Source organism: Sandarakinorhabdus sp., from assembly GCF_031430775.1.
Taxonomy (GTDB): domain Bacteria; phylum Pseudomonadota; class Alphaproteobacteria; order Sphingomonadales; family Sphingomonadaceae; genus Sandarakinorhabdus.
On sequence record NZ_JANPCD010000114.1, the window covers coordinates 1 to 18482 of the forward strand.

Annotated in this window: 17 protein-coding genes and 2 pseudogenes; 6 read left to right on the forward strand and 13 right to left on the reverse strand. The window is 61.1% G+C overall.

Translation table 11 applies throughout. From position 1 onward, the window contains the following. From RMQ73_RS06850 to RMQ73_RS06875, 6 genes and pseudogenes are all read right to left on the reverse strand, one after another. Positions 1–222, reverse strand: a pseudogene (locus tag RMQ73_RS06850) (hypothetical protein); the annotation flags it as partial. A gap of 9 nt (positions 223–231) precedes the next feature. Continuing rightward, entirely contained in the window at positions 232–1113 is an 882-nt protein-coding gene (locus tag RMQ73_RS06855) for a copper resistance protein B (RefSeq protein ID WP_310497344.1), read from the reverse strand. Continuing rightward, positions 1110–2867, reverse strand: a complete 1758-nt coding sequence (locus RMQ73_RS06860; RefSeq protein ID WP_310497345.1) for a copper resistance system multicopper oxidase — start codon at positions 2865–2867, stop codon at positions 1110–1112. The genes RMQ73_RS06855 and RMQ73_RS06860 overlap by 4 nt, the downstream gene beginning before the upstream one ends. Positions 2868–2925: 58 nt before the next feature. Continuing rightward, entirely contained in the window at positions 2926–3525 is a 600-nt protein-coding gene (locus RMQ73_RS06865; protein ID WP_310497346.1) for an RNA polymerase sigma factor, read from the reverse strand. Further along, a complete protein-coding gene (locus RMQ73_RS06870) occupies positions 3522–3962 on the reverse strand; it encodes a periplasmic heavy metal sensor (RefSeq protein ID WP_310497347.1) in 441 nt (146 codons plus the stop codon). The genes RMQ73_RS06865 and RMQ73_RS06870 overlap by 4 nt, the downstream gene beginning before the upstream one ends. After that, positions 3959–4237, reverse strand: coding sequence for a hypothetical protein (locus RMQ73_RS06875; RefSeq protein ID WP_310497348.1), 279 nt, complete (start codon positions 4235–4237; stop codon positions 3959–3961). The genes RMQ73_RS06870 and RMQ73_RS06875 overlap by 4 nt, the downstream gene beginning before the upstream one ends. 121 nt (positions 4238–4358) lie before the next feature. Here RMQ73_RS06875 and copC point away from each other — a divergent pair, with 121 nt between their 5' ends. The 3 genes from copC (at position 4359) to RMQ73_RS06890 (ending at position 6235) form a co-directional block, all read left to right on the forward strand. Continuing rightward, complete coding sequence (gene copC / locus RMQ73_RS06880; protein WP_310497349.1) at positions 4359–4748, forward strand: copper homeostasis periplasmic binding protein CopC; 390 nt, start codon at positions 4359–4361, stop codon at positions 4746–4748. A gap of 1 nt (position 4749) precedes the next feature. Next, positions 4750–5643, forward strand: a complete 894-nt coding sequence (gene copD, locus RMQ73_RS06885; protein ID WP_310497350.1) for a copper homeostasis membrane protein CopD — start codon at positions 4750–4752, stop codon at positions 5641–5643. 88 nt (positions 5644–5731) lie between these two features. Next, a complete protein-coding gene (locus tag RMQ73_RS06890; RefSeq protein ID WP_310497351.1) occupies positions 5732–6235 on the forward strand; it encodes a DUF305 domain-containing protein in 504 nt (167 codons plus the stop codon). Positions 6236–6282: 47 nt separating this feature from the next. On the opposite strand, the gene cueR is transcribed toward RMQ73_RS06890, so the two are convergent. Continuing rightward, positions 6283–6678 carry a Cu(I)-responsive transcriptional regulator gene (gene cueR / locus RMQ73_RS06895; protein ID WP_310497352.1) on the reverse strand — a complete coding sequence of 132 codons (396 nt, stop codon included), beginning with the start codon at positions 6676–6678 and terminating at the stop codon, positions 6283–6285. A 75-nt stretch (positions 6679–6753) separates the two neighbouring features. Here cueR and RMQ73_RS06900 point away from each other — a divergent pair, with 75 nt between their 5' ends. After that, positions 6754–9132 carry a heavy metal translocating P-type ATPase gene (locus RMQ73_RS06900; protein ID WP_310497353.1) on the forward strand — a complete coding sequence of 793 codons (2379 nt, stop codon included), beginning with the start codon at positions 6754–6756 and terminating at the stop codon, positions 9130–9132. A gap of 777 nt (positions 9133–9909) precedes the next feature. Then, positions 9910–11178 carry an integrase arm-type DNA-binding domain-containing protein gene (locus RMQ73_RS06905; RefSeq protein ID WP_310497354.1) on the forward strand — a complete coding sequence of 423 codons (1269 nt, stop codon included), beginning with the start codon at positions 9910–9912 and terminating at the stop codon, positions 11176–11178. 144 nt (positions 11179–11322) lie between these two features. On the opposite strand, the pseudogene RMQ73_RS14250 reads toward RMQ73_RS06905, so the two are convergent. The 6 genes and pseudogenes from RMQ73_RS14250 to RMQ73_RS06940 form a co-directional block, all read right to left on the reverse strand. Beyond that, positions 11323–12190 (reverse strand): annotated as a pseudogene (locus tag RMQ73_RS14250) (transposase). 83 nt (positions 12191–12273) lie between these two features. Then, positions 12274–13002 carry a fatty acid desaturase gene (locus RMQ73_RS06920; protein ID WP_310497357.1) on the reverse strand — a complete coding sequence of 243 codons (729 nt, stop codon included), beginning with the start codon at positions 13000–13002 and terminating at the stop codon, positions 12274–12276. 2 nt (positions 13003–13004) lie between these two features. Then, positions 13005–13868, reverse strand: coding sequence for a hypothetical protein (locus RMQ73_RS06925; RefSeq protein ID WP_310497358.1), 864 nt, complete (start codon positions 13866–13868; stop codon positions 13005–13007). 44 nt (positions 13869–13912) lie between these two features. Continuing rightward, positions 13913–14569 (reverse strand): ATP-binding cassette domain-containing protein, encoded by a 657-nt coding sequence (locus RMQ73_RS06930; RefSeq protein WP_310497359.1) that lies wholly within the window; start codon positions 14567–14569, stop codon positions 13913–13915. Next, positions 14566–15555, reverse strand: a complete 990-nt coding sequence (locus tag RMQ73_RS06935; RefSeq protein WP_310497360.1) for an HlyD family efflux transporter periplasmic adaptor subunit — start codon at positions 15553–15555, stop codon at positions 14566–14568. The genes RMQ73_RS06930 and RMQ73_RS06935 overlap by 4 nt, the downstream gene beginning before the upstream one ends. Beyond that, positions 15555–16661, reverse strand: a complete 1107-nt coding sequence (locus tag RMQ73_RS06940; RefSeq protein ID WP_310497361.1) for a hypothetical protein — start codon at positions 16659–16661, stop codon at positions 15555–15557. Before RMQ73_RS06940 ends, RMQ73_RS06935 begins: the two co-directional genes overlap by 1 nt. A gap of 992 nt (positions 16662–17653) precedes the next feature. On the opposite strand from RMQ73_RS06940, the gene RMQ73_RS06945 reads away from it, so the two are divergent. Beyond that, positions 17654–17908: a transposase gene (locus RMQ73_RS06945; protein ID WP_310497362.1), complete on the forward strand. Its 255-nt coding sequence runs from the start codon at positions 17654–17656 to the stop codon at positions 17906–17908. Positions 17909–18482: the final 574 nt, after the last annotated feature.

Genomic DNA, 18482 nt, shown 5'->3' on the forward strand with positions numbered 1-18482 from the left:
AGCGCCGAGATAGGTGGCGGGATCGGCGAAAACGACCCCGGCGGGAAGCACCTCGATGCGCTTGCGGTCGACTAGGTGGTCGCCGTGGATTTCTTCGATTGGCCAGAAACTCATCAGCGCGCCACTGGCAAACCATAGCAGCAACTGGGCGCCGATGATCAATGCCAGCCATTTGTGCAGCCGGCTGGCGCCCAGGTGCAGACGATGGCGTCGTGAACTCATCGGCCCGTCCTAAAACCAGAATCGAATGCCGGCAACGGCGCTGACGCCGCTTGCCCGTTCACCGGCGGCGCGGGCCAGGCGCGCCGTCTCGCCGGTTTTCCCGGCCCATTCGACGCCGAAATAAGGCGCAAATTCGCGGGTGATCTCATAGCGCAGGCGCAGACCCAATTCGATTGCGGTCAACCCCGCGCCAATTCCGATTTCAGGGATCGACTGAGCGGAAAGGTCGATTTCGGCGCGCGGTTGCAGGATCAGGCGCTGGGTGATGCGCTGATCATAAAAACCTTCGAACCGCGCCAGCAACTCGCCCTTGGTCGACAGGAACAGCGCGCCCCCGGCCTTGAACCAGTAGGGCGCCAGCCCCTCGATTCCGAGCGTCGCATAGACACGTTGCGGGTCGGGCCTCGCATCGTAGCGCACCCCGGCCTGCAAATTCCACCAGGGATCGATGGCGCGCGAATAAAGTGCCTGCACTTCGACCTTCTCCAGCGGCCCGCGAATGTCGCCTTCGCCCTCGGTCTTGACGACGAAGCGGTTGATGTCACCGCCGAACCAGCCTTCGCCTTCCCAGCGATAGCCATCGCTGCCCTGGCGTACCTGATATTCGGCGAGGTTGAACAGGATCATCGATCCGGTAAAGCCGCCATGCTCCCGGCGCAACGCCGCCCGCGAGGGTGCGATCGCCGCTGCCCCCCAGATCGCATCGGCGGCATGGTCCGTCGGCGGGGCGGGCGCCGGGGCATTCCCGATCACCTCGGCGGTTGCAGGCGCCGGCAAACTGTGCCCCGCATGCGGATCGGCGGTGACAGGGGGCGGTGGCGCCACCTGCGCCCGCGCCGCCGCAGGCAGCAGCGCGAGCATCATGAGAAAGCCGGCGGCGGCGCGCGTCATGCTGTATCCTCGTCGGGGCGCACTGTGACGACGCGGAACATCCCGGCATGCATGTGCAGCATCATGTGGCAATGAAGCGCCCAATCGCCGAGCGCGTCGGCGGTCAGGTCGAACGACACCTTGCCGCCAGGCAGGACATTGACCGTGTGCTTGACCGGGCGATGGCCCTTTTCGCCCATCACCACCTCGAAGAAATGGCCGTGAAGATGGATCGGATGCGGCATCATCGTGTCGTTGATCAAATTGACCCGGACCCGTTCGTTGTGGCGGAAGGCCAGTGGCTCGGCGCCCTCGCTGAACTTTACGCCGTCGAACGACCACATGTACCGTTCCATGTTGGCGGTCAGATGGATATCGATCTCGCGCGATGGATCACGCAAATCGGGATTGGGGTCGAGCGAGCGCAGCTGGCTGTAGGTGAGCACGCGGTGCGGAACATCTTCAAGGCCGGTCGGTCGTTCAGCGGTTCGGTCCATGGGCATCGACGACAGCATCGCAACGCCAGGCCCCATCTTGACCTGCGGCGCCACCGAAGGATCGAGCATCTTCATCGAGCCCATATCGTGGTTCATGCCGGCCATGGCGCCATGATCCATACCTGCCATTGCACCGCCGGCCATCGCACCGCTGCCCGCGTGCATGTCGCCCATTCCCATGTCCTTCATGGTCAGCAGCGGCCGTTTGCGCAGCGGCGGCACAGCGGCGACCATCCCCATGCGCGGCGCCAGTGTTGCCCGTACAAGGCCCGACCGGTCGATGCCTTCGGCAATGAAGCCATAGGCGCGCTCGTCCTGCGGCTGCACGATGACATCATAGGTTTCGGCAACGCCGATCTGGAACTCGTCGGTTTCCACTGGCTGCACGTGGTTCCCGTCGGCTGCCACCACTGTCATCGCCAGGCCGGGCAGTCTGACGTTGAAATTGGTCATCGCCGACGCGTTGATGATGCGCAGCCGCACCCGTTCGCCCGGCACGAACAACCCGGTCCAATTCTCCGCAGGGCCATGGCCATTGACGAGATAGGTATAGATGGCGCCTGTCGCGTCCGAGATATCGGTCGGGTCCATACGCATCTGGCCCCACATCTTGCGGTCGGCGGCCGATTGGTCCTTGCCGGCGATCAGGCCGGCAAGCGTCTGTTTCTGGAAGTTGAAGTTGCCGCCGTTTTGCTTGAGCCGCGTGTAGATCTTGTGTGGATGCATGAAGCTCCAGTCGCTCAAGACCAGCACATGCTCGCGATCACAGGCAACCCGGTCAGGGCCCGCCGGATCGATGACGATCGAGCCGAAATGACCCATCGCCTCCTGCAATCCGGAATGGCTGTGATACCAGTATGTCCCGGACTGGCGGATCGGAAACTCATAGACGAAGGTCTCGCCGGGCTTGATGCCGGCAAAGCTGACGCCCGGCACGCCATCAAATTGAAACGGCAGCAACAGCCCGTGCCAGTGGATCGAGGTGTCTTCGGCCAGCGTATTCGTGACCGAAAGCCGGACGTTCTGGCCCTCCCTCAGACGGATCAGCGGCCCCGGAACAGTGCCGTTGATGGCGATGGCATGGCCTGATCGGCCACCGACGCGGTGCATGGCATGGCCGATACTGAGCTTGATGTCGTCACCGGACAGCACATCGCCGCCCATCGCCAGGCCACCTGTGCCGCTCCGTGCCCAGGCGGGAAGCGTCCCAGCCAGCGCCGCAGCGCCGACAAGCGACATGCCGCGCAGCAGGCCGCGTCGATCCGTCAAAAGCGTCATTCCAGTCCTTGCCAATGCCAGTTGCTACCCGTACATACGCGACTTTCTGCTTCACCCCTCATGCTGCACGGGCAGCGGCAAGTCCTGACTCCAGCGCCTTTCGCGCCCGGTAGATCCGCAATTCGACGGCCTTTTCGCTGATCCCGAGCACCGCAGCGGCATCCGCCTGCAACAGGCCATCCACGGCCGTGAGGATCAGTGGCTCCTGCAAGCTCGCCGGCAGCGCCGCAATCGCCTTGTTCACCCGCGCCAGCGTACGGGCATCATCGATCGCGGCTTCTCCCGCAACATCGGTGTCGACAATCTCGCTCGCGGCTTCGAGCGGCAAGGCAAAGCTGAACAGGCGTCTGACCATCCGCCGCCGGCCCCAATCACGGCATTTGTTGAGGGCGATTCGGTTGATCCAGTGCCGAAATGGCCGGATTCGATCATAGCGTCCGATCGACGCGAACGCCGCGACAAAGCTTTCCTGCACAACGTCGAGCGCTTCGTCCGTGTCGCCCACATGGCTGCGCACCAGCCGATACACCGGCTCGCGGTACCGCCGCATCAACTCGCCATAGGCTGTCTGGCGGCCTGTCAGCGCGAGCGCCGCCAATTCGCCATCGGTGTATTCGGCGATCGGCTTTGTTACTAATGGGGCGTTTTTGCCACTCACGCTGGCGGGGCTGTCAGCGCCTTGACCGCTGCCGCGTCGAATTTGCGTGCCTGGTCCGGTCGTAAGACGGCGCGCAACCTGAAAACGTGGCTGAGCGTTTCCTTCTGCAGTTCGCCCATCACATGATGCGAGCGGTCGACTGCCGCCTGCACTCCGGGCCCATATCCGTGTTCGGCCGTGATGGCTGCGGCCAGACGGGCATTGTCCGACCGCATTTCTCGTTCAAGCGCGCGCTTTCTCGCAGCAAACTGCTGCTCGATGACCTCGATTTGTGCGCGCTGCGCCGAATCCAGCTCAAGCTGATGATGCAGGATCGCGTGAAGCTCGGTTTCGGGCGGCGCCAGGCGCGTCACCAAGGCTCGCCCGGCGAACACGCCGCCAAGAGCCGCCACGAATGCCACCAGCGCAACGAGTGCGAACCGCCTGAGATTGCTCATCCGATGTTGGCAAGCAAAGTCGATGGTGCCAGATTTGTCCCGGCCGCAAAAGGCGAAGCCTGCGCCGCTTGTGCCGATCCACCCGGCAGGATCACCGCCCCGACGCCGATGCCGAGGGCAAGCACGGCAGCCAGGCACAGTGCCGGTGCGGCCGTGATGGCAGACGCGCTGCGTTCGGCATCAATGCGCAACAGAACGCCATTTTCCAGCGCCGCCAGCGTTGTCGGCACCGGCAAGGACCGCAACTGGTGCAGCGCCCGGTCAAGATCGTCCATGGGGACTCCTTTTCAAATCCAACCTCATTACGCACACACCCTGCGCAGCCCTCAACCAGATTCTCTTGAGGGGCGCGGCAATCGGCTGCGTATGTGTCAGCAGTCCATCAAGGAGCCAATAATGACATTCACGACACGCACCATTCTCGCTGCCGCCATGCTTGCCGCCCTTGGCATTGGTACCGCTGCCCTTGCGCACCCCAAGCTGGTCTCATCAACGCCGGCTGCAAATGCGTCGGTCGACAAGCCCGGCAAGATCGTACTGGTTTTCAACGAAAAGCTGATGGCGAAATTTGCAGGTGCCGAACTGGCAATGACGGGGGTGCCCGGCATGGCCGACCATCAGCCGATGAAGATGACCGGCTTCACCTCGGCGCTCAGCGCTGACGGCATGACGCTGACGCTGCTGATGAAGCGCGCGCTGCCGACCGGCAGCTATGAACTGAAATGGTTTGCCGCGGGCGCCGACGCCCATCGCATGGAAGGCAGTTTTGCGTTCACCGTGAAATAGCATGCTCGCGATCAGCATCCGCTTCGCGCTTTACGCCAATCTGATGGTGCTGTTCGGGTGGCCGCTGTTCGTATTGTTCGGGGTGCGCAGCGAACCTTCGTCGCACCGGGTCGCGCTGCTGTCATTGGTGGCGGCCGGGCTTTCGGTCGCTGGCATGATGGCGATGGCCGCGTCGATGTCGGGTGTGTCGGTGTTCGACGTCGAACGCGATTCGGTCGCGGCGATGGTGTTTGAAACGCCGATGGGAGTAGCGTGGCAGGTTCGGATGGCGGCGCTGGCTGCGGTGCTCGGCTTGAGCATCGCGGGCGGCGCCAACGCCCGCATCGCTGCCGTCGGTTTTTCGGGTGCCGCGCTGGCATCGCTCGCCTGGACCGGTCATGGCGCCGCCGGCGAAGCGACGACGGGCTGGGTGCAACTTGTCGCCGATGTCGTGCACCTGTTGGCCGCAGGCGCCTGGGTTGGTGCGCTGGTGGCGTTGGTCTTGATGGTCTCACGCGGCGTGTCGCAGCCGACGCCGACAGGCGTTGCGGCGCTGCACCGGGCGCTCAACGGCTTTTCGCGGATTGGCAGCATTTACGTGGCGTTGCTGATCGTCACCGGCGCGATCAACGGTTGGATTCTTGTTGGTCGCTCCGGCGTGCCGCTGTCGTTGGCCAACCAATATGTCCTGTTGCTGGCGATCAAGCTGGCGCTGTTTGCGGGCATGCTCGGCCTTGCCGCGGCGAACCGTTATCGCCTGACCCCCGCATTGTCCCGTGCACTCGCCGCCGGAGCGGCGCCTTCGGCCGCGCTGAGGGCGCTGCACGTTTCGGTCGCAATCGAGCTTGGCCTCGCGGTGCTTGTGCTTGCGACCGTCGCCTGGCTTGGAACGCTCGTGCCGCCTGCCGCGTTATAGACCGTGTGTCCGCCGCCCCCGTTCAGTTGAGGGGTGGCAGTGCAGTCTTGCGTATCTCCAGATGCCGGGCACACAGAAAGGCACTCCAATGCGCAACTATCTGACGTTTGCCGCTTTGCTTATAGCCGCACCGCTCGCGGCCCAGACGCCGCCGCCAACTGATCACGGCGCCATGTCGGGCATGAACCATGACGCGATGTCGAAACCGGTTACACCCATGCCTGCAATGGATCCTGCCAAGATGCAGGCGATGGACCATGGCAAGATGGCGACCATGGATCACGCAAAGATGGGCGGGATGTGCGGAATGGGCGGGATGTCGATGATGAAGAACACGCCTGCCAATCCTTACGCCGAGGCAGGCATGGTGATGCATCACAAGATGATGGTCGTCGGTTCAGATGCGTCCGAAACCTGGGTCCGCCAGATGATCGAGCACCATCGCGGCGCGATCGCGATGTCGAAGATCGCGGTTGTGCAAGCAACGGACAAGGAAGCTCGCACCTTGGCGCAAAAAGACATCACCATGCAGGAAAAGGACATCGCCAGCCTCCAGTCCTGGCTGAAACGTCACGGCAAACAGGCGCAATAACAATGTTGGTGCATCGGGCTGGCAGATACTGGCCCGATGCCGACTGCTCAGCCCGCGCGACCGGCGATATCTTCGATGATGGGACAATCTGGCCGCGTGTCGCCGCTGCAAGCGGCTACAAGGTGCTCAAGCGAATGGCGCATCGCGTGCAGGGCGCGTTCCCGCTCCCGCAGGTCGGCAATCCGGCCGATCGCAAGCGCCTTTACGTCGGCGCTTGCACGCGTCTGATCCCCCCAAAGCGCCAGCAGTTCACCGATTTCGCTGAGCGGGAAACCAAGGTCGCGGGCCCGTGCAATGAAACGCAGCCGGTGAACGTCGTTGGCCGAATAGTCGCGATACTGCGAATCCCGTCGCAGCGCACGCGGCGTCAGGCCAATCTTCTCATAATGTCGTACCATGCGCGCGCTGAGACCCGCCGCTGCCGCTGCCTCGCCAATGTTCATGAATTGCCTCTTGACCTTGACACAATGTCAACCCCGACATTGCGCCGCGACGCTTGAATTACAAGGACGCAGCCCATGGCAGACCACCAACATTCACACCGCAATCCAGGTGATACGCAAGCCCCTGGCTGTTGCAGCGGCGGCAAGGCGGATGATCCGACATCAACCGTGCGTGACCCGGTTTGCGGCATGTCGGTCGATCCGCACACCACGGCGCACCACGCGGAACATGACGGCCACCCCTTTTCCTTCTGCTCTGCCGGATGCCGCGCCAAGTTCGTCGCCGATCCGCAAAAATACCTGACGCCAGCCGATCTTCAGTCGCACGAGCCGGTTCCCGAAGGCACGATCTACACGTGTCCCATGCACCCGCAGATCCGCCAGATCGGCCCCGGCGCCTGCCCGATCTGCGGCATGGCGCTCGAACCGGCAGTGATGACGGCGCAAACGCCGCCGAACCCCGAACTTGCCGATTTTACCCGCCGTTTCTGGATTGGCCTGGCGTTGACCATCCCGGTGTTTGTCCTCGAAATGGGCGGCCATCTGGTCAATCTCGATCATCTGGTGGCGCCGAAAACGTCCAACTGGATCCAGCTGTTGCTGGCAACGCCGGTCGTGCTTTGGGCCGGTTGGCCGTTTTTCGAGCGCGGATGGCGGTCATTGATCAACCGCAGCCTCAACATGTTCACGCTGATCGCGATGGGCACTGGCGTCGCGTGGCTCTACAGCATTATCGCGACAGTCTCGCCCGGCCTGTTCCCTCCGGCGTTCCGCCGCATGGACGGGGCAGTGGCGGTGTATTTCGAGGCGGCCGCGATCATCGTCGTTCTGGTCCTGCTTGGGCAGTTGCTCGAACTACGCGCCCGAGAGGCCACCGGCGGCGCAATCCGCGCCCTGCTCGACCTGGCACCCAAGACGGCGAGGCGCCTGAAGCCCGATGGTTCCGATGAGGAAGTCTCGCTCGGCGTCGTCATTGTCGGCGACGCTCTGCGCGTGCGCCCGGGCGAAGCCGTGCCCGTCGATGGCACCGTCACGCAAGGCTGCTCGACGATCGACGAATCCATGGTCACGGGGGAATCGATGCCAGTGACGAAGGAAACCGGCGACACCGTCATAGCCGGCACGATCAACCAGACCGGCGCCATCGCCATGCGTGCCGACAAGGTGGGCAGCAACACCATGCTGGCGCGCATCGTCCAGATGGTTGCCGATGCCCAGCGCAGCCGTGCGCCCATCCAGCGCCTCGCCGATCAGGTGGCGGGCTGGTTCGTGCCCGCTGTCATCGGTGTCGCGGTCCTCGCCTTCATTGTCTGGGCGACATTCGGCCCCGAACCGCGCTTCACCTTCGGCTTTGTGGCGGCGGTGACTGTCTTGATCATCGCCTGCCCCTGCGCGCTGGGCCTTGCCACGCCGATGTCGATCATGGTCGGCGTCGGGCGCGGCGCGGTGGCCGGAGTTCTCGTCAAGAACGCCGAGGCGCTGGAGCGGATGGAGAAAGTCGATACCCTGCTTGTCGACAAGACCGGCACGCTGACCGAGGGCAAGCCCAAGGTCGTCGCCATCGAACCGTTCAGCGGCATGGCCGAAGCCGAACTTCTGCGTTTTGCCGCTGCCGTCGAACGCCCCAGCCAACACCCGCTTGCTGCTGCCATCGTCGCCGAAGCCGCCAGCCGCAGCATCGCTGTAGAGACCGCGACCGAATTCGATGCCCCGACCGGCAAGGGCGTCATCGGCACTGTCGATGGCCGGCGGGTCGCGATCGGCAACCCTGCCTATCTGTCCGAGCTGGGCGTCGATACCGCTTCGCTCACCGAAGCTGCCGACCGTCACCGCCGGGAAGGCGCTACGGCCATCCTTGTCGCGGTCGATGGCAAGGCTGCCGGCGTCATCGCCATCGCCGATCCGGTCAAGGCAACCACGCCCGGCGCGCTAGCAGCGCTGAAGGCAGAGGGCATTCGCGTCATCATGGTGACCGGCGACAACCGCGTCACCGCCGAAGCCGTGGCGCGCCGCCTCGGGCTCGGCGAGGTCGAAGCCGATGTGCTCCCCGCAGCCAAAAGCGCCGTGGTTGCGCGGTTGCAGGCGCAGGGACGCGTCGTTGCCATGGCGGGGGACGGCGTCAACGACGCCCCGGCTCTTGCCGCGGCCGATGTTGGCATCGCCATGGGCACCGGCACCGATGTCGCCATCGAAAGCGCCGGAGTAACGCTGGTGAAGGGCGACCTGAATGGCATCGTCCGCGCCCGCCGGCTTAGCCACGCCACCATGCGCAATATCCGGCAGAACCTGTTCCTGGCCTTCATTTACAACGCCATCGGCGTTCCGGTCGCCGCCGGGGTGCTCTATCCGGCATTCGGCCTGCTTCTGTCGCCGGCCATCGCCGCTGCGGCCATGGCGCTGTCGTCGATATCGGTCGTCGGCAACGCGCTGCGCCTCAGAAATGCCGATCTGTGAAGGCGCTTGTCGACCATCCGGCGTTCAATATCGCGGTCTTCGCGCCCTCGATCCGCCTCCGTTCGCGCGCAATGGCTGCTGGTTGTCAAAATCTGACGCTCGGTACTCGCGGCGGCAAAGGCGGCTTCCGACCCAGTTGCAGTCTTTCGTCATCCGACTCAGCAACGACTGCTTGTGGTGAAAAGCGGAAGTGGCTTGCCCGGCTATTGCATCGGTTCCACCGACCAACCCCGGCGCTCCAACTCACGCAGGATGACAAATGCTGAGTAGCCATCGGTCGCTAGGGACGTGTCAGTCTTGGCGTCATTGCGAGCCTTCGTGATGCCAGCTTCAATCGCCACGAGGACCGGCTCCCAATTCAAAGGCTGCGTCATGCCCATTACCTTAACGCTTGTCACAACGTCTGCAATTGGGCGGAAGCTGCCTTTCGCCGCAGCCTTAGGGAATGGCGGCTATGTCCCAGTTCCCGTCATTCGCAGACCCATCAGATGGAAACTAGGCGCCAGGTTTGGACCCCTAGCGACCATCCTTTTGGTGCAAGGATAGGGGTAGCGCCTTCTCCTTCTCGGAAAAGCCATTTATAATCAACATGTTGAAAGTCCACGCTGGCTCCCCGGGTAGGAACAAAACCTACGTTCGTAATGGACCGCCGCAAGCCAAAAGCTTTGGAAAAATGCCTATTAAGCACAATGATATGACTGGAATTGCGTTCGCCATGGTTCATTGCAAATCCCCTAAAGCCTGCTAAGAATTTGGGGAACGATTTGGGGAACGGATGTGGGGAAGCTGACTGATCTTGCGGTGCGGAAAGCAGCGGCCGGCGCCTATGCCGATGGCAGCGGTCTGCGCTTGGTGGTCAAGGCGTCGGGTGCGCGGTCCTGGGTCTTGCGGGTGATGGTGGATGGCCGATCCCAAGATATCGGGCTTGGCGCCGTGGGCGAGGTGAGTCGCAAGGAACCCGGCAAGCTCACGTTGGCGCAAGCCCGGGTGGAAGCCGCGCGGGTCCGTGCTGAGGTCAAGGGCGGCAAGAACGTGGTTGCAGAGAAGCGGGCGGAAAAGGCCGGCAAGATGGAAGCAAATCGCAACACGTTCGAAGTGCTGGCGCGCGAAGTCCATAAGGACCGGGCAACCCGCAAGAACCGCAAGGGCTACAAGCTGACGCCCAAGACGCTTGATGGATGGATTGCCCGGCTGGAAAACCATGCCTTTGGCGTCATCGGGTCCGAGCCGGTTGCAACCTTGGATGTTAAGACAATCCGTTGGGCGTTGCGTCCGCTCTGGCATGAGAAGCCCGAAATGGGGCGGCGCGTGTTTATGGCGATTGCCGAGGTGTTGAACTACGGCAATGGCGAAGGGCTTTGCGGGCCGGCGCCAACACTTGGGGCCGTGGGCAAGGGGCTTGGGGCGCAACCAGAGCCGAAGAACCGGCCTGCCGTCCCTTATCAGGACGCGGTCGAGGTCATCGCCGCGCTGCGGGCCAGTGCCGCCACGCAAGGCCGGCTTTGCCTGATCTTTGCCGCTCTGACGGGTTCACGTTCGGGCGAGGCTAGGGGAGCAATGTGGGGCGAATTGGATTTAGATGCGGCAATCTGGCACCGACCTGCGGAGCGCATGAAGGGGCGTGAAGCCCATAATGTTCCTTTGCCAGAGCCGGCGCTGGCAATCTTGCGGCAGCAGCTTGCCGCCCAAAAGCTGATAAAAAGCGAGGCGCCGAGGGCTGATGCTCTGATTTTCCCCGGCAAGGGCGGGCGCCCGTTGGCGGATATGACGCTTCTAAAGGCACATAAGCTGGCCGCGCCCGGAACATGCGTTCACGGCTGGCGAACAACTTTCTCAAGCTGGGCGGCCGTGGCCACCGATTACCCGGAAGAAGTGCGCGAACTGAGCCTCGCCCATGTGCATGGCAGCAAAGCCGCGCGGGCGTATCAGCGCGATCCATTGATCGAGAAGCGCCGGGCGCTGATGGCGGATTGGGCGGATTATCTGATGCCGGCGGAAGGCTTGGACACCCACGATTCGGGCAGGGTGGTGCGGCTGAGGACGTGAACAACAATAACGCTGTCAAAGCTTACGGGCGATGAAGACAGCTAACAAATGAGAGGCAGCGACAATTCTCTCGGCCGGTCGCCAGAGGTGAATCGGTTCATCTGCACTGCCCCGCGCGATTGCTGAGTGGAGCGGCTGCCAGTTTCACGCCGCTGCGAGAAGCGGCTGGTTAAGGTAGACGTGATTAGGCGTCTTGCGGTCAAGCGACGAGTGCGGGCGCCGGCCGTTGTAGAAAATCAGATAGCGGCCGATCAAAGCGCGGGCTTCGCTGACCGCGCAGTAGGCTCGCAGGTAGACGAAGCCGCGCGCCATGGGGATGTAAGGTGATGTTGGTCGCCCAAACATGGTTGGGCAGCGTCACCGCCGGTTTGCGGAGCAGATAGGGGTAGACCTTGTGCCCTCGCGCCGGCTTCGAGGTGTTCGGTCGCCGGTAGATCGCCTCGATAGCCATCTTCTTCATTAGCGTGGAAACATGAAGGCGGCCGACCTTGAAGCTATCGGCGGCAAGCAGATCTCGCAACATCCGGGTGTCCGCGAACGGGATGTCCATATGCAGTTCGTCGATGCGCCGCATTATGGCAAGGTCGGCAACCGAGGTCGGCAACCGAGGTCGGCCATGGCAGATGGTACACGCTGTCATGGCTGATCCCCAGCCCCCGCGCTTGCCGTGTCACCAGCAGCCCGTGCGTGCGATCGATCATCGTTTTGCTCTCGGCAACAATCCCGCCTTGCCGAGCTCCCCGGACAAAAAATCATTCACCAACTTCAGCTCGCCAATCTTGGCATGCAACGTCTTTACGTCGATCGCCGGCTCTGCCGGTTCAGCGTGGCTGTCCGACCCGAAAACCCCGACAGCCCCTTCCAGCAACTGCCCACGCCAGGTCGTGATCTGGTTCGGATGAACGTCAAACTGCTGTGCTAGCTCGGCCAGCGTCTTCTCGCCATTCACGGCAGCCAAAGCCACTTTCGCCTTGAAAGCCGGTCTATGGTTCCGGCGTGTTCGCTTCGTCATCTGATCTCCTGTTTGGCAACCATCTTGGCCGCCTTCAGGCAGAGACTCCACTTAGCCGACTGTCCAGATTAGCCCAGCCACCTCTATCGGCCTGTTGCGCGGGACTTCAACGTATTGGCGAACAAACAGACCCAGTCAAAGTGGCCCGCTTGCGTGGCGCAATCCAAGCGGTGCGGCGAATCATGATGATTCCGATGCAAACCCTCAACCGCGCCGAAGGTTAGGAAATAGCCAAAGTTGTTTGGCCCTTTCCCGCCCCAATGTTGCGTCTGCACCTCGATTGCGCCAATCCAGTTTGCCAAGCACATCGGCAACAACAGCATCGTTAGCGCAACCCAAGGCGAAATGGCCGCGACCAATGCGATCAAGACAATGACGATCAGCAGATAATATTCGTCGATGAAACTGTATTGTTTGTGCAGCTCCAACAGGTTCCGCGAACGCACCTGCTGCGGACGTTTGCGAAAGCTGTAAATCAGCGACGCCCATCCCAGATTCGGCCCGTGCATGTCCTTTTCAGTATCGGCATAACGGTGGTGGATCAGATGGGTAGCGACATAGCTGACCGGCCCGCCAAGTCCCGCAAACAGCGAAATGAACAGCAACACCCGTTCGCGCCATAGTGGCAGCTTAAACTGCCGATGCGTGAAATAGCGGTGCAGGACAACATGGTGGCCGATGCAGCTATACAACCAGGTGAAAGCGGCGACGACGGCAATATCCTGCCACCCAGCGCCCATCATGAAAAACCATAAAGCGGGAATTGTAGCAATCTGAATAACCGTCAGCGCGTGAAGATCGGATTTGAACATGGTCAAACCCACATTTCGCAATAGATGATATAGCCGGTGGCATCGCGGAACATGCGGTGGTTAAGCCCCGCATCCTTGGCATTTTGCGCCATGTCCTCCTCGGTCCGGTACACCAGATACCAGTCCATCGCCGCCTCCATATAGGCGGACCAGCGGTGGTCGTGAAAATTGGCGAGCACGAGTTTTCCGCCCGGCGCCACGATCTTGGCGGCAAGTTTGGTGAAGACCAGCAACTGCCGTGCATCGAGATAGTCGGTGAGGCCCAATGAATAGACAAGGTCATAGCTCCGCCCGTCGCGCGGCGCGGTGCGTAGCCAATTGAACACATTGGCCTCTATGGCTTCGATGGCGTCACCATGCGTGTTTCGGATAACGGATAATGACTGCGCGTCCTGATCAACGACTGTGAAGGGCAATTGAATTTGCCCCACCAAATCGTCGCCTTCGCGCAGGTGCCCGCCCGCCAAGGAACACACGCTTTGGCCATTTGCGACAGCAATCGAGAGAAGTTCTCGTGCGAATTTCAGCCGCTGGCGCACTGCTTCGGACGCGCCGCAAGCAATAGTGCGGTCAAATATACTTCTGCCGAAATCATCGGGATCGCCTTTTGGTTCGACGCGGTAGATCATGTCGATCAGTTCGGCATCACCTGGATAGCCGCGCGGACGCTGCATCGAATGATCAGTATAGGGGTCTTTGCGCACCAGATCGAACAACTTGTGATTGCGCAGCGCCTCGGTCGCCTGATGGAACGCCGTGCCGTCTTCGCGCGCATCATGTAGGCGCACCACAAGTTCTTCGATCCCTTTAACCTGATTTCCGTTAAGAAATTCTGTGTAGAGTTGGTCGTAATGGGTGCTGGTCATTGGCTGGTCCTTGTTGGGAGATTTCATTGAGGCGGCCGGCGCGTTCAAGCCTTTTCCAGTTTCAGTATGTCGTCGGCGGCGTCGAACAATGCACGGTCGTGGCTGACACAGATCACCACCGCCTGTTTTTCGCGGGCATAAGCACGCAGAGTTTGCGCCACGAGTTCGGCATTTTGCTGATCGAGCGCCGCCGTTGGTTCATCGGCAAGCAGCACTGGCGGATCGAACGACAAGGCTTGGGCCAGCGCCACGCGCTGCTTCTCGCCACCGGAGAGCTGCCCGGGGCGCGCATCAAGCTTGTCGCCCAAACCAAAATCACGGAGCCGTTTTAGCCCCTCGGCGATAGCAGTCCCCGACCCCCTAATCCGCGCCGACAGCAGGATATGTTCGCGCACCGACATCAGGTTCACCAAACGGCTGGTCTGGAACACCATGCCGATATGCCGCCTGCGCCATTCTTTGGTCGCCGCGGGTTTAAGAGCGGTTAGGTTAGTTTCACCGAAACTGATCATCCCCTGCGTTGCCTGCACCGTTAGCGACAGGATCGAAAGCAGCGTGGTTTTGCCAGCACCCGACGGCCCGCCTACGACGTTCAACACGCCGGGCTCAAACCGGCGGTTCAACATCGCCAATGTGCGCTTCTCTGCTCCCGCCTCCAGCACCGAATGGCTGATATGATCGAGGGTGAGACTGCGGCTCATTTCGCAAAGCCCACAGTGACGCGCAAGCCGATCAAGGCAGGTGGCGGAATGTTGTCGAAGGCGATAAAGACTTCGCGCACATCGCGGTCAAAGCGGTCGGTGGGGTCAAGCGAGCGCGCGCTTCTGCGCCCCATGACGCTGGCCATTTGGGTTACGCGGCCTTTCCATTTTTCGGGCTTGCCATCGACCCAGACGGTCACCCGTTGCCCAATGCGGACATTGGCAGCATCACGCTCGCTCAATTCAGCGCGCACAATCACCCGGGAGACATCGCCGACAATTATCAGCGGCGTGCCTTGGCTAGCTCCCGAAAATTCACCTTCGCGGCGCAAAATTTGCAGCACTTGTCCGGCTATTGGGCTTTTCAAAGTGCATTGCGCGGCCAGCGCGCTTGCGACCGAGGTTTCAGCAACGGCGGCGCGGGCAGCGGCATTGGCCTCTGCAATTTCGGAACCCCTTGCACCTTCGGCCAGCAATGACCGGCGTTGATGCAACGCGTCGAGCTGCGCCCGCGCTGAATCGCGGCCATTGGTGCGCGCCGCCAAATCGCGTTTTGAAATGAAGTCGCTATCGACCAACGCCTCGGCCATCGACAGGCGTTGTTGCTGTTCGCGCAGGGTCGATTCGGCAGCGTTGATTTCGGCGTCGGCGGCTTGCAATTCCTGCGCGCGCGGGCCGGATCGGATGGTGATAGCGGCGGCAGTGGCCTTTTGTCCAAGCGCGGCGCGCGCATTGATTTCCGCCAAACGCGGGCCGCAATCGATGCCGAGCAGCTTTTCGCCTGCCGCGATCGTCTGCCCCCGTTCGACAAGCAGGCTGTCGATCACACCGTCGGCAGCGGCAACGAGCTGGCGGCTTTCGCCTTCACTATCGATCCGGCCAACGGCGGTTGCGACATAAGGCGAATTGGGTTTGGGCGCGCTGCTTTGCGCAACACCGCATCCGGTGAGGGTCAGCAAGGTAAGGACTGGGGCAATAGATCGCATTAGCTTCTAAACACCGTTTCAGGGCCATATGCCGACAAAGCTCGGCGCGCGGAGATGATTGCAAAGCCCAACGCTCCGCCTATCGCGGCCAATGGAACGAGCATGTCGGTCAGGCGAAAGCTGACCCAGGGCAGCATGAAATTTGTTGAAAGGATTGCCAGCGGGGTAACCGCGACCGCCGCAACGCCGGTCACCACTGCGATCAGCACAGCAACCATCATGATGATCGTGCCGACCTCACGCTCGCTGGCGCCATGACCCAACAACGATAACAGATCGTGATGATACCGCTGAATAAAGCGCGAAATGCCGTTGGCGAGCAGGATCACCATCAGCAATGCTGCCAGCACCGCCGCGAGCAATATCGCCGCACCAGCGCCGGTTTTGCGCTGCCAATAACGCGACGAGCTTTGTTCAAACTCCGCGCCGCTGACCAACGAGACGTCGGGGAAGAGTTTTTCCGCTTTGTAGCGAATAGCCGCAAAATCGCGCGGTGCAGCAGAGCCATAGTTCCCGATCACAAAGCTGGTTGAATTGGGGTCCATCCGCAACATCCGGCGTCCCTGTTCAAACGGCACGAGGACATAAGGCGCGCCAAGAAATGTGGGCAGATTGTCGACTATCTGCGCCATATGTAGGGTGGTTCCGGCGATAGATGCTTCGCTATATGCGCCGGTTTGGGTTGGCAGATCGAGCCGCGACAAATCCGACCGGTCAACCGCAAAGCCTGTATCCGGCAGCCCCGAATCATCGATGCCGACAATCGCCACATTGCCGCGCCGCCCGGTGGGCGAACGCCAAGGCGCAAAGCCAAATACTACACGGCGATACCGCGCATCGGGAGTAAAACGCGCAAGAGCGGCAACGTAATCCTCGCTAAACGGATCGGGAAAATCGAAACATTCAACGGTGCTGCCAACGATCCAGAAATCAGCCGCAACTGTCCGCGGGATCACCGCCCCTGCCCGCAAGAAGGAGGTGAAGACAGAGTATTGAAAGCTGGCGACAACAGCCGCGACCGCGCACGAAATGATCGTGACGGACAGGAACCGCCAGTCCCGCGTTACCGCGATGTGGGAAAATAACCACGGCGCACTGCCGGTCATTCGCTGTAGTATGTTACTTATCGATTGCATAAGATTTGACCCTTTTACAGGATCGACCTATCTGTAAATCTGTTATTACTCGTGATTGCCATCACGCGACCTATTCTTTCTTGGCAAGCGGGGCACGTCCCCAACTTAGTCTCTGCCGTAGCTTGTGAAGGGATCGCAGAGCGCATCCGTCTGTGAGTTGATACGAGCCACCATGTCTTGGGCCGATCACTTCGCGATTGCGATGGCTTCGGCGTCGCTCTTCGCTATGCCCTGCAATGTGAAGACCCGCTCCTGAGTTGCAGCACAGACGCTGGCCGAAAGGGCCATGAGTCTTGCGAAGATTTTTACGGGGTTGAAAGTCATTACGTATTTACCCCCCATGGCTTCACGTGAACCCCCTACAGATCAGCGTCCTGTATGCTCGAATACTTTGCTGCGTGCCGATCAACGTCTCAGGCTGTCGGTTCGCAGATCGACACTTGCCCAATCCGAGGCACCTTCCTCAGATACGGAAGTGTAAAGCGATGGGCGGAAAGTGGCCGCATCGGTGTCACTGTAGATCTTGCCGGAGGCCAATGGACTGCCCGGGCCAGGCCGGGATGCGTTAGCGAAAACCGTTACATTTGCGGCCTGCGCGGCGGTGGCAAGCGATGCCAGCGCGCCAGAGACTGCCCAAAACAGATGTTTCCGATTAATTATGTGACGTTTCCCTTCACGCAATGCAGAGCATTTACAATAACTTGTTGGCCGTATCCTACATTTTTTACTTTTTCTATCACCCATTTGGGGGAGCCGAATGGATGATGCGGCAGCGCATTTGAGCAACGATAGCGAAGCCAAAGCAGGTGCGAAGGACAGGCGGCAGCAGATCGCACCCGCCGTTCTTGCGTCCGAAACGCGCGACGCCGCGTCGTGTGCGGCGCTTGGGCTATGCCGTGTTGACTGAAGGGATTCCCAAGCTTGCGGGTTTCTGATTTACAGCTGCTTTTTGGGGAGCATCTGTGTTTTGTGGCGATCAGAACCTCCTGATCCACAGCATCTTGCCGATCATCCCGCCGCGTTCAAATCGCAAAGCGCCCGAGCATCCAGACTATCACCGCTACCGGGATCCCAATCGCACTGAGCGAATGTTCGGCAAGCTGAGAAAACAGCGCCGCATCGCCACCAGCTACGACAAACTCGCACTTTCGTTCGCCAGCTTCCTCAACCTCGCCGCTGCCAGGCTGTGGCTAAAGTGTTTTGTCAGCACAGCCTAGATACTGCAGGGCATCGATAACTCTACAAGCCAGTCTCTTTCCAAGACTGGGCAATTTTGCGTTGCAGGCGGGGCAGATGCTAATCTGCTAACCTTGTGATCTTGGTGATCTGCACGACGCGACAAGACTGCGCGTCCCACGAAGACAGCAGAAATTGAGCGACCGACGGACGACGGCGGCCAAAACGGGCGTTTGTCCACGATATCCACGTAGCGCAAGACAAACTGCGAGCGGCGCGGCTGAAAAGCTGCTTGCGCAGCGAACGGCCTGTGGCACAATCCATTGTGTTGGTTCGTCTCGGTTCTGGCTCGATTGGTAGTACCCGAGACAGCCTTCGGGGAGCTCGCACCCTAAAACGGGCGCGGCCAGCATGACTTTTGCAGAGTCAATGCCGGCCGCTCGAACGAAACCTAATCACAATACGGCGCCCGGAAAGCCCGTTCAATGAGAGGCCGCTCATGGCTCATAATAGCAATGATTCTCGAACCGGTGTCAATCGCGGCGATGGCGCCACATCCGCCACGGGCGCGCCAGTGCCAACGCGAATTGCCGCAGCCGCGGTTGCCGGCTGCAC